At 65.7% G+C, this 13,487-nt stretch carries 14 protein-coding genes; 3 read left to right on the top strand and 11 right to left on the bottom strand.

The window, feature by feature from the left end; genetic code table 11:
- Window positions 1-8: 8 nt before the first annotated feature.
- A complete protein-coding gene (locus L2A60_RS00140) occupies window positions 9-941 on the top strand; it encodes an efflux RND transporter periplasmic adaptor subunit (protein WP_235702337.1) in 933 nt (310 codons plus the stop codon).
- Window positions 942-988: 47 nt separating this feature from the next.
- Here L2A60_RS00140 and L2A60_RS00145 read toward each other — a convergent pair whose 3' ends face one another.
- From L2A60_RS00145 to L2A60_RS00180, 8 genes are all read right to left on the bottom strand, one after another.
- The gene (locus L2A60_RS00145) at window positions 989-1,453 is read right to left on the bottom strand and encodes an Hsp20 family protein (RefSeq protein ID WP_235702338.1); all 465 of its coding nucleotides are present in this window, start codon (window positions 1,451-1,453) and stop codon (window positions 989-991) included.
- Window positions 1,454-1,593: 140 nt separating this feature from the next.
- Window positions 1,594-2,061, bottom strand: a complete 468-nt coding sequence (locus L2A60_RS00150) for a DUF1203 domain-containing protein (protein WP_235702339.1) — start codon at window positions 2,059-2,061, stop codon at window positions 1,594-1,596.
- A gap of 101 nt (window positions 2,062-2,162) precedes the next feature.
- Window positions 2,163-2,390: a 50S ribosomal protein L31 gene (rpmE, locus tag L2A60_RS00155; protein ID WP_235702340.1), complete on the bottom strand. Its 228-nt coding sequence runs from the start codon at window positions 2,388-2,390 to the stop codon at window positions 2,163-2,165.
- Between the two features lie 92 nt (window positions 2,391-2,482).
- Window positions 2,483-2,935: a GNAT family N-acetyltransferase gene (locus L2A60_RS00160; RefSeq protein ID WP_235702341.1), complete on the bottom strand. Its 453-nt coding sequence runs from the start codon at window positions 2,933-2,935 to the stop codon at window positions 2,483-2,485.
- The gene (locus L2A60_RS00165; RefSeq protein ID WP_235702342.1) at window positions 2,932-3,282 is read right to left on the bottom strand and encodes a cupin domain-containing protein; all 351 of its coding nucleotides are present in this window, start codon (window positions 3,280-3,282) and stop codon (window positions 2,932-2,934) included. The genes L2A60_RS00160 and L2A60_RS00165 overlap by 4 nt, the downstream gene beginning before the upstream one ends.
- Before the next feature lie 51 nt (window positions 3,283-3,333).
- The gene (locus L2A60_RS00170) at window positions 3,334-3,966 is read right to left on the bottom strand and encodes a DNA-3-methyladenine glycosylase family protein (protein WP_235702343.1); all 633 of its coding nucleotides are present in this window, start codon (window positions 3,964-3,966) and stop codon (window positions 3,334-3,336) included.
- Window positions 3,967-3,976: 10 nt separating this feature from the next.
- On the bottom strand, window positions 3,977-4,558 hold the full coding sequence (locus L2A60_RS00175; RefSeq protein WP_235702344.1) for a hypothetical protein: 582 nt from the start codon (window positions 4,556-4,558) through the stop codon (window positions 3,977-3,979).
- Window positions 4,559-4,601: 43 nt separating this feature from the next.
- On the bottom strand, window positions 4,602-6,647 hold the full coding sequence (locus tag L2A60_RS00180; protein WP_235702345.1) for a DUF6600 domain-containing protein: 2,046 nt from the start codon (window positions 6,645-6,647) through the stop codon (window positions 4,602-4,604).
- Window positions 6,648-6,983: 336 nt separating this feature from the next.
- Between L2A60_RS00180 and L2A60_RS00185 the strand changes: the two genes are divergently transcribed.
- Window positions 6,984-7,259 (top strand): hypothetical protein, encoded by a 276-nt coding sequence (locus L2A60_RS00185; protein WP_235702346.1) that lies wholly within the window; start codon window positions 6,984-6,986, stop codon window positions 7,257-7,259.
- Between the two features lie 237 nt (window positions 7,260-7,496).
- A complete protein-coding gene (locus tag L2A60_RS00190) occupies window positions 7,497-8,819 on the top strand; it encodes a DEAD/DEAH box helicase (protein WP_235702347.1) in 1,323 nt (440 codons plus the stop codon).
- Between the two features lie 100 nt (window positions 8,820-8,919).
- Here L2A60_RS00190 and L2A60_RS00195 read toward each other — a convergent pair whose 3' ends face one another.
- Genes L2A60_RS00195 through L2A60_RS00205 form a run of 3 tightly spaced genes read right to left on the bottom strand, consistent with a single transcriptional unit; the run spans window position 8,920 to window position 13,438 of the window.
- The gene (locus tag L2A60_RS00195; protein ID WP_235702348.1) at window positions 8,920-9,858 is read right to left on the bottom strand and encodes a dimethyl sulfoxide reductase anchor subunit family protein; all 939 of its coding nucleotides are present in this window, start codon (window positions 9,856-9,858) and stop codon (window positions 8,920-8,922) included.
- Complete coding sequence (locus L2A60_RS00200; RefSeq protein ID WP_235702349.1) at window positions 9,855-10,598, bottom strand: 4Fe-4S dicluster domain-containing protein; 744 nt, start codon at window positions 10,596-10,598, stop codon at window positions 9,855-9,857. The genes L2A60_RS00195 and L2A60_RS00200 overlap by 4 nt, the downstream gene beginning before the upstream one ends.
- Window positions 10,595-13,438 carry a molybdopterin oxidoreductase family protein gene (locus L2A60_RS00205; protein WP_235702350.1) on the bottom strand — a complete coding sequence of 948 codons (2,844 nt, stop codon included), beginning with the start codon at window positions 13,436-13,438 and terminating at the stop codon, window positions 10,595-10,597. Before L2A60_RS00205 ends, L2A60_RS00200 begins: the two co-directional genes overlap by 4 nt.
- Window positions 13,439-13,487 lie beyond the last annotated feature (49 nt).

Genomic DNA, 13,487 nt, shown 5'->3' on the forward strand with positions numbered 1-13,487 from the left:
AGATGGCTATGTTCGATTCGCCGCAGCGCGACGCCGTGCCGCAACAGGCCAAACCGCCGGCGCCGCGCCCCTATATGCCGGTGTTCTCGGTCCTGGCGACGATCCTCGTGGCGATCGGCGCGGTGTGGATCGGCGTTCTGGCCTGGACCCGCTACGACACCACGCCGTGGACGCGGGATGCGCGGGTGCGCGCCTTCGCCGTCGCGATCGCCCCGGAGATTTCCGGGCGGATCGATCAGGTCGATGTTCGCGCCAATCAGTTCGTCCGCAAGGGCGACGTGCTGATGCGCATCGACCCGAGCGATTTCGAAAACAGCCTCGCCGAAGCCAAGGCGGCACTTGCCGCCGATCAGGCGACGGCGCGGATGAAATTCGCCAATGCGCGGCGGCGGGCCAATCTGCCGTCGATCGCGGTTTCGGCGGAATCGCAGGAAAACACCCAGGCCGCCGCGCTCGCCGCCGCCGCCGCGGTTGCCGGCGCGAAAGCGCGGGTCGCGCAGGCGCTGCTCGATCTCAAGCGCACCGTGGTGCGCGCGCCGGTCACCGGCACGATCACCAATCTCACACTGCACGCCGGGGATTACGCCCATGCCGGGCAGAGCGCGCTCACCGTGGTCGATGCGCGGGATAGCTGGATCACCGCCTATTTCGAGGAAACCGAGCTTGCCCGGATCAAGCCGGGAGCGGCGGCGCGCATCAAGCTGATGGCCTATCCGGGCCGCATTCTGACCGGCCATGTCCAGGGGATCGGCCGGGGGATTTCGGTGGCGGACGCGCAAGCCTCGGCGGGCGGGCTGCCTGTCGTCAACCCGGTCTATTCCTGGGTGCGCCTGTCGCAGCGCATCCCGGTGCATATCGCGATCGACCACGTTCCGGCCGGGATTTTTCTCTCCGCCGGCATGACCGCGACCGTGCGGATTGTGGGAGCGCGCCGCCCATGAAAAAACCCCGCGCCTTGCGGCGCGGGGTTCGATTCAGGCCCTCGCGATCAGGCCGCCTTGGCGGTGTCCTGCTCGATCGTCGGGACCGCGGCTGGGGCCGCGGCTGAAATCGCGATCCGGCGCGGCTTCAGCGCCTCGGGGATCACGCGCTTCAGCGCCACGTGCAGCAGGCCGTTCTCCAGTGTCGCACCATCGACCACCATATGGTCGGCCAGCGCGAAGCGGCGCTCGAAGGCGCGGGCGGCGATGCCGCGATACAGCGTCTCGCCCTTGGCGGTCTCGCCGGCGATCTTGCCGCTGATGACGAGCGTGTTTTCCTTCACCGTCATTTCGATGTCCTCGGCGCGGAATCCGGCGACCGCCATGGTCAGGCGGTATTCCTCGCCGCTGAGCTTCTCGATGTTGTAAGGGGGATAGGCCGATGCACTCGCATCGGGAACGGCATCGAGCAATTGCTGAAGCCGGTCGAAGCCGATCGCGGTGCGGAACAGGGGTGAAAAGTCGAGAGTCATGGTAACCTCCTCGGTCAAGCAAGGTTTCGATCCGGGCTGTCGATTGACCAGCCCGTAGATAGGCGAAGGACCCAATGGCATCCTTCGCTCATAAATTTCGGTGTTCGATGGAGGGATTTCAACCCCTCGCGACTATGAGCCTATTCGCGGCCGATCCGGCAGGCATAGCAGCCGCGTTTCGCGTAATGCGCATGGATGTAGCGGATGCGCGCATCGGCGAAGAGCCGCTCGATCAGGCGTTCGACATCGGCGCCATCGACCAGATCGGCATCGACGATCATGTCCCGATCGTCGAATCCGCGCAGCGATAAAACCCGTCCCCGCAACGCGTTGGGCACCTCGTCAACCCGGTCGTAGGATTGGGTCGCGCCCTCCAGCACGAACACGGCATGGCGCGAGCGATAGGGGGTTCTGGCGGGAAGGTGTTCGTAATTGACCAGGATCACGGTCTCGCCGGGCACCCCGTCGCGCAGTTCGATGCGATCGGGAAAACCCGGCGTTTCATCGACGGTATAGCGCGCGGCGTCGAACCCGGCGAGTTCGGCGTCGGGCAAGCCGAACAGATGGCTGAACGGGGAGGCGGGCAGGCCGGTGATGCGAAAGGACATGGACAAACTCCGTCGGCATGATTGCCGCCGTCATCTGCCCGATGCTTTCGCGTGAAACACCCCGGTTCTTGCGGCCGAATTCCTGATCCGGCCGGAAAACCTTACTTCGTGCGCGCGCCGATGCTGGCGAAGCGCTTGTTGAATTTCGCGACCTGACCGCCGGAATCGACGATGCGATGCTGCCCGGTCCAGGCCGGGTGGGATTTCGGGTCGATGTCGAGGCGCAGCGTGTCGCCCGGTTTGCCGTAGCAGGACCGGGTCTTGAATTCGGTGCCGTCGGTCATGACCACGGTGATCTCGTGATAGTCGGGGTGGGTGTCGGGTTTCATCGCATAGCTCCTGGTTCGCGCCCGATGCCGACCGGCCGCGTCGGCCGGTCGCTTAGCCGCTCGGCGCGATCAAGGCAAGGCGCGGGCTGAAATCAGCCGAGAATTTTGGTCATGTAGACCCGCCGCAACCCCGTCTCCTCACCCCGGTGCGTCTCGACATAGCCGATCCGGGAGTAGAGCGCGATGTTTTCCGTCATTGCCTCGTTGGTATAGAGCCGGATCGAGCGATACCCCGCATCGCGGGCGGTTCGCTCGGCGAATTCCAGCAGCTTGCGGCCGAGACCGGTTTCCTGCGCCGCTGGGGCGACGGCGACATTGTCCAGAAGCAGCGTCTCCTGCTCGGGGATGAGCACGAGAAGACCCGCGACCGCACCGTCGCGTTCGACGACATGGACTCGTCCATCCTGGATGAGGGTTGCGTAGTTATCGCGCATCGGTCCGGGTTCGCGGCCGATGCGCGGCACATAATGGGAATAGGCGGCTTTGACGATCGCCTCGACGGCGGGGCAATCCTCCATCGTCGCGAGGCGCGGGTCGTCGCTCATGCCGGCGGGCCGGCTTCGCCGCCCGCGGCACCCCAGAAGATCACCCAGGCGGCGAAATCCTCGGAAAAATTCTCGAACCGGTGTTCGATGCCGGCTTCCACGAAAATGGCATCCTGCGGCGCGAAGCGACGGCGTTCGCCGCCTTTCACGAAATCGCCGGTGCCGCTCGCCACGATATAGAGTTCGTCCTGGGTATGCGGCTTCTGGATATCCCGGCCGCGCGGCGCATAGAGCCCGATTCGCATCGTGCCGTGGCGGAGACCGTAGAAAACCCTGGATACGTTGGGATCGTCCGGCAGTCTCGCCTCGGCGTCCCGCAGCGAAAACATCCAATCACCGTCCGGCATGGCGGATCGTCTCCCAAGTTGGCTGCTTGTGTGTGCAGGAGGCGGCCAGCCTCACGGTGCCGCCTGCTTCATCGTCTTGCCGCGTTCCGCCGCGCGCCAGAGATACCAGGCGGCGCTGCTGCGATAGGGTGCATAGGCTTCGCCGATCACCGCGAAATTGCGCGGCTTGGGCTGTTCCGCCAGCCCATGCAGCAGCCGGTAGCCTTCGCGCACGCCGAAATCGTCCACCGGGAATACATCGGGCCGGCCGAGAGTGAAGATCAGCAGCATTTCCACCGTCCAGCGGCCGATGCCGCGCACCATGCAGAGCCGCTCGATCAGCACCGCGTCGGTCATCCGGGCGGCGGCGCGGCGGCTCGGCACCGTGCCGTCGAGGCTGCGAGCCGCGATATCGCGCAGGGCGGCGATTTTCGCACCCGAAAAGCCGCAGCCGCGCAGCGCTGTCTCCGATAGCGACAGCAGCGTGGCGGGGTCGGGGATCGGGGTCGCGGCGAGTGCCGCCAGCCGCACCAGCATCGCCCCGGCGGCGCGGGCGTGCAATTGCTGATGCGCCACCGCCGAAATCAGCGCCTCATAAGGTTCGCGCGCCCGGTTCGGCTTCAGCCCGCACGGCCCGACCTCGCGGATCAGGGTGCCGAGCACCGGATCGGAGGCGGTCAGATGGGCGCGCGCCGCGCGGCTCATGGGAGCGTGCTCATTTCGAGGCAAACCCGGCCATGCGGGCGAGGCGCAGCCGCCATGCGGCGAGCCGGCGCGCGAGCCGGCCGCTTGCGCCGCCCCGGACGATCGCGCGCAGCCGGTTGCGGACCGGCGCGGTGCGCGCCAGCACCCAATCGCGGCCGGCGAGCGCCTTGTCGTGTGCTGTGGCAAACCACCGCACCGACATCAGGCTCGCTTCGCAGGATTGATAGATCCAGATGGCGAGCAGAATCGCGAAGCCCTTGACGAAGATCGCCACCGCCGTCGCGCCCAGCCAATTGCCCTTGACGAAGAGAAGCGTGGCCCAGAACCCGCTCAGATGGTCGATCACCTCGGGGATCAGGAACAGGAACACGACGATCAGCGGCGGCAGGCCCTGAAGGAAACGCCGCAGCCGCGCCACCGCCGGCAGCCGGGAGATCAGTTCGAGCAACGCCTTGGTGCCGCGCCAGATGATCCGGTCGAGAAACTCCAGCACCAGCGCGAGCGGCAGGAGTAGGGCATCCTCGACCGTGCGCCGCCAGCGGCGGCGGCGTGCCGCGCGGTCGAGTTCGGGCGATGCGGCGGGGTCGCTCATCAGCCTATCGTATCACGCGGCACCCCGCGCGCGATAGGGACGGTCAGGGATGCTGATCCTTCCGGTTCGGCTGCTGCGGGTGCGGTGTGGGACGCGGTGCCGGTGGATGGAATTGCTGCACCGGCGGGTGGAATTGTTGCGGCTGCGGGTGGAATTGCTGGGCCGGTGGGTGGAATTGCTGGGCCGGTGGGTGGAATTGCTGGGCCGGTGGGTGGAATTGCTGCACGGGCGGGTGGAATTGCTGAACCGGCGGATGGAATTGCTGCGGCCTCGGCTGCGGATGAGCCTGCTGGGCCGGCGGATGGAATTGCTGCGGATGCGGCTGCGGGTGGGTCTGCTGAGCCGGCGGGTGGAACGGTTGCGGATGAATTTGCCCATGGTTTTGCAGGGCAGGCGGGCGCGGCACTTGCGGCATGCCTGGCCGCTGGACCGGCGCGGGAGTCATCGGCCGACCGATCGCCGCCGGAGTCAGGTGTCCCGGCGCCGGATGGAAGGGCGCGACACGGATTTGCGGCCGCATTGCCGGCCCGCGGACCGGCCCCGGATGCGCGACCGGCAGGCCACGTTCGGCGGCGAAGGGAGCCGGGCGCGGCGCCGGCGCCGGCGCGCGATGGGCGAGCGGGGTAGGCGCCGTCGGCAGCCGTCCGAAAGCGGGCATCGGATGCGGCCCGGCATGAGGGCTCGGTTGACCGTTCGGTCCATGGTTCGGTCCGGGCAGCGCGCCGTGCAGAGGCCCCGGTCCGGGATGGAATCCGGCCGGTGGCACCGGCCGCGCCGCCGCCAGAACCGTATGTGGCACCGGGCGGGCGAATCGCGCCACCGGGTCGCCCCGGCGCATCGCCACCACCGGCATCACCGTCGCTCCACCCCGGTTGATCAGTCGCGTCGGGCCGTAATTATTGATGACGGTACGGTTGATGATCGTCGTGTTGTTGATGTTGACGATCCGGTTGACGTTGCGGACATTGTAGTAGTTGACCTGTCTGATGTAGCGCGGTGGGCAGTGATACCACGGCAGATAGGGTTCGTCCGGCGCCAGCGGCACCCAGCCGATCGAGCCGGCGGCGAATGCGCCCGTCGTGATGCCGACGCTCAGCGACACGCCGGAGCCGACATCGAAGAAGCTCACCAGCGCCGGGGCGTAGACCGGCTGGTAATAGGCGGGTGCCGCATAGGCGATTGGCGCGGGCGCCCAGCCCCAGCGGCCGCCATATTGCACCCAGCGCCCGTAATGGAACGGTGCGAAACCCCATGGATCGTTATCCACCCAGGTCCAGCCCCACGGCGCCACATAGGCCCAGTGACCATCGCGATACGGCACCCAGCCGGCGGCCACGCGCGGATACCAGATGGCGCCATATTGCGGCGTCTGCGACCAGTTGCCGTATTGGGAAAGCTGGTAGGCGCCGGTCATCTGATCGACCACCGGCGGGACATAGGAGGGCGGCGCCGCATAGCGCACCGCCATCATCCGCATGGTGAACGGGTCGCGCTCCGCGCCGCCAAGAGCCGCCGTAACCGGATTGGCGCCTTGCAGCGTCGCGGTTTCCCCTGGGCCGATATTCAGCGATACGTCCTGGCCCTGCAACTGGGCGGCGCCGTTGATCACGGTGACCATGGTGGGGGTGTTCTGATCGCCCGCCAGAATGTCGTAGCGCCCGTTCCGGGTGATGTTCACCGTGCCGCGCGGCGTGGTGATCACGTAACTCGCGCCGGGGGCGAGGTAGCGCAGGTCGAGGAACGCCTCGCCCTGCGGCAGCGCCGCTTCCACAGTGCGCGGGCCGATGCTTGTCACCTGCAGTTCGGTCGCGCCGTTGAGGGTGATCCGGCTCCAGTCGATCGCGATGGCGGCCTGAGCGTTCGGCTGGGTATAGAGCGCGTCGCCGCCGGTGACCGGATAATTCAGCGCCGCCTGGGTCCAGCCGCCGGTCGCGGACCCGTCGAACGACACCGAACCGTTAAGCTGCGCGATCTGGCCGACCCGGCCCGGCGGGGCGGACGCGGTCTGGGCATGCGCCGCTTGCAGGGCCGGCAGGATCAGGCCGATCGCCGTGGTGAAAGCGAGAACGAAGCGGATGTTGGGGCGCATGGTTAGTCTCCGTATGACAGTATCGAGGATACAACGATCACACTACGACCCAATATCGCCCGGATCGCGGCGAGATGAAGGCGGCCCGTGTCCATCTGTTACAATTTAGACGCCTCCGCGCCTCATCCTCGCCATAAGAGGTATCCTATATATTGGCAGTGTGGTGGTTCTGGAGTTCCTACGTATTTGCGGTAGCAATTTTAGGAACTTCAAAACTGAAACCACACTGAAATCATATGTTTGCTAGCGTCCTTTCGATTCGGAAATTCGTAAAACACTCGCTTCAGCTACGACGAGTTTTCGAATCGGGACACTAGCGTTCAACGAGGTGCGATCATGAAACCGATGTTTCGCAAGATCCTTCTCATGACGGCGGTGGGTGCCGCGGCACTCGCGCTTTCCGGCTGCGTCTATTATCCCGGCTATGGTTACGGCTATGGCGGCTATGGCGGCTATGGCGGCTATGGTTACGGCGGCGGCTACTATGCTCCACCGGTTTCCGGCAGCGTCACGCTCGGCGGTGGCTGGTGGGGCGGTGGCGATGATTGGGGTGATGGCGGCGGCGATTGGGGTGACGGCGGCGGTTGGCGCGGCGGTGACGAGCGCCATTGAACCGCTCCCTTGCCAGAAGGCTGGTTCGTGCTTTATATGCACTGCAACAGAGCAGTGCTCGTAGATGCGGCGTAACCGCCGCCGGCCCTGTTCACTGGATGCTTCGTACCCATTAGCAGGTGCGGCATCCCAGGTTGGCCTCGGTCGCAATACCGGACGCTTTTGCCGGGTAGCTGTTCTACGCACGCTTCCTTCAACCTTATTGTCGCCTCCCCGGCATGTGCCGGAGCGGCGGTGTTGAAAGCATTGTTCTTGACCCTCTTTACCGAACTCGGCCTTGCCGAGCCCGTGCTGCGCGCCGTCGTGGCCGAATCCTACACCACCCCCACCCCGATCCAGGCCCAGGCGATCCCCGTGGTTCTCGCGGGGGCCGATCTGATCGGCATCGCCCAGACCGGCACCGGCAAGACCGCCGCCTTCGTGCTGCCGCTGCTGCATAAGCTCGCGGAGCAGCGTCAGGCGCCGGAAGCGCGCACCTGCCGCGCGCTGATCCTCGCGCCCACCCGCGAGCTTGCCCAGCAGATCGCCGAAAGCACCCGCGCCTACGGCAAGTTCATCCGCCCCCGCGTCGCGGTGGTGATCGGCGGTGCGAAACCCGGCCCGCAGGCGCGGCAGTTGCTGGCGGGGCTCGACATCGTGGTCGCGACCCCAGGGCGCCTGCTCGATCACATCGCCACCGGCGTTTTCAGGCTGGATGCGACCGATACGATCGTTCTGGACGAAGCCGATCAGATGCTCGATCTCGGCTTCATGCCGGCGATCCGCCGCATCATGGCGATGCTGCCCGCGCGGCGCCAGACCATGCTGTTTTCGGCGACCATGCCGAAGCCGATCCGCGCGCTCGCCACCGAGTTCCTGCGCGACCCGCGCGAGGTCGCGGTGACGCCGGAATCCCGCCCGATCGACCGGATCGACCAGCAGGTGATGCTGCTCGACGCGAACGCGAAGCGCACCGCGGTGGTGACGTTGCTCGCCGACCGCGCGGTCGAACGCGCCATCGTGTTCACCCGCACCAAGCACGGGGCGGACAAGCTCGTGAAGCATCTCGAGACCTCCGGCCTTACCGCCGCCGCGATCCATGGCAACAAGAGCCAGAGCCAGCGCGAGCGCGCGCTCGGCATGTTCCGCGACGGGCGCATCCGCATCCTGGTCGCGACCGACATCGCCGCGCGCGGCATCGATGTCGACGGCATTTCGCATGTCGTCAACTACGAATTGCCGAACGTGCCGGAATCCTATGTCCACCGGATCGGGCGCACCGCGCGGGCGGGCGCGAGCGGAGTGGCCGTGTCGTTCTGCGAGCCGGCCGAGCTGGCCTATCTGCGCGATATCGAGCGGCTGATCGGCCGCCAGTTGATCCCCGGCGGGGCGGTTCCGCCGCGCGGCGTCGCGCCGCCGCATCTGAACCGTGTGAACAATGCGCGCAATCATGCCCAGAATCACGGCAACGGCCATAACCCGGCGCATAAGCAGGAGCGGGGCCGTCAGCAGCACCGTCCGGGCGCCAGCGCATCGCACGGCAACCGGAGCCATGGCGAGCGCGCGGCGAACCGCGCCTGATTGTTTGCTAACGCCGCGCGGTCTGGTTTCATTGTTTGGCGAGCAAGTGAGCCGGTTCTGATTGAACGGAATGGTTCAATCGGAACCTACCTTGCTCTAATCAGGCCGCGCGGCCGTAATAGAGCGCCGAAACATGGGTCGCTTCGGCAAAGAACAGCCAGCGCTCGATGAACAATCCTGCCCCGGCGAGAACGACCGCCAGCGGTGCGGCGATCGCCGGCAGAACGCCGAACGTCGCGATCAGGGCCAACAGCGCGGGGAGCAAAAACGCCATAATCAGCACGATCCGGCGCAGCCTCGCCGCGTGCTTGCGGGCGATCTGATAACCCATTTCGCGCAGAATGTAGTTTTCGGTGAAGTGCGGCTGATCCAGCGGCTTGACCATGCCGAAATTCGCGAGACCGGTCGCCGAGGCGAGGGTCGCGAGCGGCGATTGTGCGTCGATGAAGCGCCAATAAGCGAGTTTCGCGCCAGCACCGATCAGGGCGGCGATTACCGCCACGATCCCCGCGATCAGCACGTGTCCGAACCACATGCCGAGCAGTGCCGCGAGCAGAACCGCCCCGGAAAACAGTGCGAAGATCAGGTAATCCGGCGCGGTATGCCGGTTGTGCCATTGGCGGATCGGCTTCAGGCTCGCATAGATCATCGCGGTGCAGAATACCGTGACCATGCCCAGGATCGCCGCGAGCAATCCCACCGCACGGGTCGCGATTGCTCCCGGTCCCATGAGCCACCACAGCGCCGCGAAGGCCATTGCCGGCGGATAGGTGAGCATCGAGGCGACACCTTCGCGCGACAGCCATGACGAACGCCATTGGCTGAACGCGCGCCACGCCCGTTCCGGCCGGCCGAGATGCAGGGTGGACGCGAGCAGACCCGCGCTCGCGAACGCCAGTCCGATCACCACCGCAACCGGCACGAACCAGGGCGATGCCGGCAGTGCGCGCGCGGAAGCGAACACGCCAAGCCAGGCCAGCAACCCATAGCCGAAGCCGGTCAGCGTGGTGAGCAGAAGAACGGAACTTGCCGGTGTCATCGCGACAGCACCCGGTCCACCAGATTGAGCAAGGCAGAGCCGACGCCCTTGCCGTTGCGCATCGGCGCTTCGGTGGGCTTGGTCGGGATCTGGGCGCGGCGCGGCGGCAGATATTTGTTCACCGGCTTGTAGCCGAGTTCCGGCATCAGATCGACGCCGCCGCGCGACGCCACCAGTTTCGAGACCTTGCTCTCGGGATCGCCCAGATCGCCGAAATGCCGCGCACGGGACGGGCAGGTCGCGACACAGGCGGGCTCGCGTTCGGCTTCCGGTAACGAGGTGTTATAGATGCGGTCGATGCACAGGGTGCATTTCTTCATCACTCCGGCATCCTCGTCGAACTCGCGCGCGCCATAGGGGCAGGCCCAGGAACATAGTTTGCAGCCGATGCAGATATCGGTGTTGACCAGAACGATGCCGTCTTCCGCCCGTTTGTAGGATGCGCCGGTGGGGCAGACGGTGACGCATTGCGGCTGCTCGCAATGCAGGCAGGAGCGCGGAAAATTCACCGTGCGGCCGCCGCAGTTGCTGTCTTCCGCTTCATAGGAATGGATGCGGTTGAACCAGACGCCGTCCGGCTCCGCGCCGTAGGGGGCATGATCGGGGAGCGGCGCGTAATGCCCGCCGGTATTCCATTCCTTGCAATTCACCGCACAGGCATGACAGCCGACGCAGGTATCGAGATCGATAACCAGCCCAAGTTTTTTCGCACCCGGCAGCGATTGCGGCAGGCTGGTCATCGCACGCCCTCCTTCGCACCAAAGCGCAGGATCGCCGGATTATTCACGGCAAATGGCGGATCGAGCGGCGCCATGCGCGGCTGGGTTTCGGCGATGGTGTCCGCCTCGCATTTTTCCAGCCGCACGGTGAGATCGAACCACGCCGCCTGTCCGGTCACCGGATCGGAATTGGATTGGCGCGCACCGCCGGCATCCGCCGGCAGATATTCCGAAATAATGTGGTTGAGCAGAAAGCCGCGCCGCGCTTCGGGGGCGTCCTTTGCGAGTGCCCAGGCGCCCGAGCGTTTGCCGATCGCGTTCCAGGTCCAGACCGTGCCGGGGTTGACGCCGTCCATCAGCCGGACCTGGCATTTCACCCGTCCGTTGCGGGATTCCACGAACACCCAATCTTCGTCAGCGAGATCGTGCGCCGCGGCGAGATCGCGGTGCAGATACAGCCGGTTTTCCGAAAGAATCTGGCGCAGCCACGCGTTTTGCGATCCCCAGGAATGATACATCGCCATCGGCCGCTGGGTGATCGCGTGCAGCGGGAAACGCTTTGTGTCCGTCAGCGTTTCCTCGACCGGTGGATACCAGATCGGCAGCGGGTCCATGACGCGGGCGATGCGCGCGCGCAGCCGCTCGGGCGGCAATCGGCTGCCATGGCCTTCGCCGGCGAGACAGAAACGTTGCATGATTTCGCTGTAGAGATGCAGAACGATCTGATCGTCGGACTCGACAAGCCCCATCGCCTTGGCACCCTCCAGATAGGCGCGGTTGGCGTGCTTGTAGTAGAGCTGTTCGGGCGGCAGATGGTGGCGCCAGAATCCGTGATTCTCCACATAGCGGCGAAGCTGATCCGGGTTCGGCGCACCCCGGCCGATCGCGGTGCCGTCTTCGCCGCGAAATCCCGCCAGCGGCCCGATACCGGGCTTGCGTTCGTGGCGGACCATGTAGTCGGCATAGCTCGCATAGAGCTTGTTGCCGGATTCGTCGACGAAATTCGGCAATCCAAGCCGGCCAGCAAGGTCGATCAGCACGTCCTGGAACGGCCGCACGTCGCGGTCGGGCTTGAGCACTGGCACGCGGATCGCATCGGCCGGGCCGTGCGCCGAGCCGATCGGCCGGTCCAGCAAGGAAATGCAGTCGTAGCGTTCGAGATAGGTGGTGTCGGGTAGCACGAGATCGGCATAGGCGACGGTTTCGGAGAAGAACGCATCGGCATAGATCACGAAGGGGATGCGATAATTGCCGCCGGCGTCCCGATCGGTCAGCATCCGGGTGGTTTCGCCGGGGTTCATCGCCGAGTTCCACGCCATGTTCGACATATACATGAACAGCGTGTCGATTTTGTCCGGCCCGGCTTCATGGGCCTCGGCGATCGCCATATGCATCAGCCCGTGAATGCCGAGCGGTGCGTCCCAGGAAAATGCGCGGTCGAGCCGCAGCGCCTCGCCCGCATCGTCCACCAGAAGATCGTCGGGCCCGCGCGGAAATCCTAACGGGGCGTTGGCAAGCGATCCGTCCGCATGGCGCCGCACGCCGCCCGGCGCGGGACCGGCGGGAATCGGCTTCGGGTAGGGCGATTTGTAGCGCCAGGAGCCGGGCGTATCCACCGCGCCGATCAGCATTTGCAGCACATGGATCGCGCGGCAGGTATGAAACCCGTTGGAATGGGCGGAAATGCCGCGCATCGCGTGCATCGCGACCGGCCTTCCGATCATAGTGGCGTGACGGCGGCCGGCGCTGTCGATCCAGGGTTGATCGAGGGTGAGCGCGTGATTGAACGCGATTTCGGCGATTTCCGCGGCGATCCGGCGGATTGTCGCGGCATCGACGCCGCAGCGTTGCGCGGCCGCTTCGGGCGCGTAGTCCGGCGCCGAATAACGCTCGGCCAGAAGTGCGAACGCCGGCCTGGCCTGTCTGCCATCGGGCAGGGAAAAGCTGCCGAGCAGCGCGGGATCGGTGCCGGTTGCCTGCGCATCGACGAACGCGCGGGTCGTCCGGTCATAGGCCAGGGGCTTGTCGAATTCATTGCGGATAAACAGTCCGTTACCTGGTTCGCCCGGCGCGTCGATCACCAGATAATGCGCGTTGGTATAGCGGATCAGGAATTCGGTATCGATGCTGCCCGATTCGAGCAGGCAATGGATCAGCGCGAGAACGAACAAACCGTCGGTACCCGGTGTGATGCCGATGAACTCGTCGGCGATCGCGGAATAGCCGGTGCGCACCGGATTGATCGAAACGAACTTCGCGCCGCGTTCCTTGAGCTTCGAAAGCCCCAGCTTGATCGGGTTGGAATCGTGGTCCTCGGCGACGCCGAACAGCAGAAACAGCTTGGCGTGCTCCCAGTCCGGCTCGCCGAATTCCCAGAATGCGCCGCCCAGCGAATAGATGCCGGCGGCGGCCATGTTGACCGAACAGAACCCGCCATGGGCGGCGAAGTTCATTGTGCCGAACATCTGCGCGAAATAGCCGGTGAGCGATTGCGACTGGTCGCGGCCAGTGAAGAAGGCTAGGCGGTTGGGGGCGGTCGCGCGGATTTTGGCGAGGCGCTCGGTTGCGATCGCCATCGCCTCGTCCCATTCGATTTCGATGAATTCGCCCGCGCCGCGCGGGCCGATCCGCTTGAGCGGCTTGCGCAGCCGGGCCGGCGACAGCGCCGTCATGATCCCCGCCGAACCTTTGCCGCACAGCACGCCGCGATTGACTGGATGGTCGCGATTGCCTTCGATGTAGCGCAGCGCACCGTTCTTCAGATGGACTTTGATGCCGCAGCGGCAGGCGCACATGTAGCAGGTGGTATAGGCCACCCGGTCGCCGACGGGTTCGGAATAGGCAATGCGGTCTTCGGGCATCGTGCACCTCTGCCACGACTATGGGAGCACCAATCCGGCTCGTCCACGG

Source organism: Acidiphilium iwatense (assembly GCF_021556475.1).
In the GTDB taxonomy this organism is placed as follows: domain Bacteria; phylum Pseudomonadota; class Alphaproteobacteria; order Acetobacterales; family Acetobacteraceae; genus Acidiphilium; species Acidiphilium iwatense.

What these genes read in the sequence shown, in the direction of transcription:
- L2A60_RS00160 (WP_235702341.1), bottom strand. Translation starts at nt 2,935, where the DNA reads ATGAGCGACGACCCGCGCCTCGCGACGATGGAGGATTGCCCCGCCGTC.
- L2A60_RS00200 (WP_235702349.1), bottom strand. Translation starts at nt 10,598, where the DNA reads ATGACCAGCCTGCCGCAATCGCTGCCGGGTGCGAAAAAACTTGGGCTG.
- rpmE (WP_235702340.1), bottom strand. Translation starts at nt 2,390, where the DNA reads ATGAAACCCGACACCCACCCCGACTATCACGAGATCACCGTGGTCATG.
- L2A60_RS00185 (WP_235702346.1), top strand. Translation starts at nt 6,984, where the DNA reads ATGAAACCGATGTTTCGCAAGATCCTTCTCATGACGGCGGTGGGTGCC.
- L2A60_RS00150 (WP_235702339.1), bottom strand. Translation starts at nt 2,061, where the DNA reads ATGTCCTTTCGCATCACCGGCCTGCCCGCCTCCCCGTTCAGCCATCTG.
- L2A60_RS00205 (WP_235702350.1), bottom strand. Translation starts at nt 13,438, where the DNA reads ATGCCCGAAGACCGCATTGCCTATTCCGAACCCGTCGGCGACCGGGTG.
- L2A60_RS00140 (WP_235702337.1), top strand. Translation starts at nt 9, where the DNA reads ATGTTCGATTCGCCGCAGCGCGACGCCGTGCCGCAACAGGCCAAACCG.
- L2A60_RS00170 (WP_235702343.1), bottom strand. Translation starts at nt 3,966, where the DNA reads ATGAGCCGCGCGGCGCGCGCCCATCTGACCGCCTCCGATCCGGTGCTC.
- L2A60_RS00165 (WP_235702342.1), bottom strand. Translation starts at nt 3,282, where the DNA reads ATGCCGGACGGTGATTGGATGTTTTCGCTGCGGGACGCCGAGGCGAGA.
- L2A60_RS00180 (WP_235702345.1), bottom strand. Translation starts at nt 6,647, where the DNA reads ATGCGCCCCAACATCCGCTTCGTTCTCGCTTTCACCACGGCGATCGGC.
- L2A60_RS00175 (WP_235702344.1), bottom strand. Translation starts at nt 4,558, where the DNA reads ATGAGCGACCCCGCCGCATCGCCCGAACTCGACCGCGCGGCACGCCGC.
- L2A60_RS00145 (WP_235702338.1), bottom strand. Translation starts at nt 1,453, where the DNA reads ATGACTCTCGACTTTTCACCCCTGTTCCGCACCGCGATCGGCTTCGAC.
- L2A60_RS00195 (WP_235702348.1), bottom strand. Translation starts at nt 9,858, where the DNA reads ATGACACCGGCAAGTTCCGTTCTTCTGCTCACCACGCTGACCGGCTTC.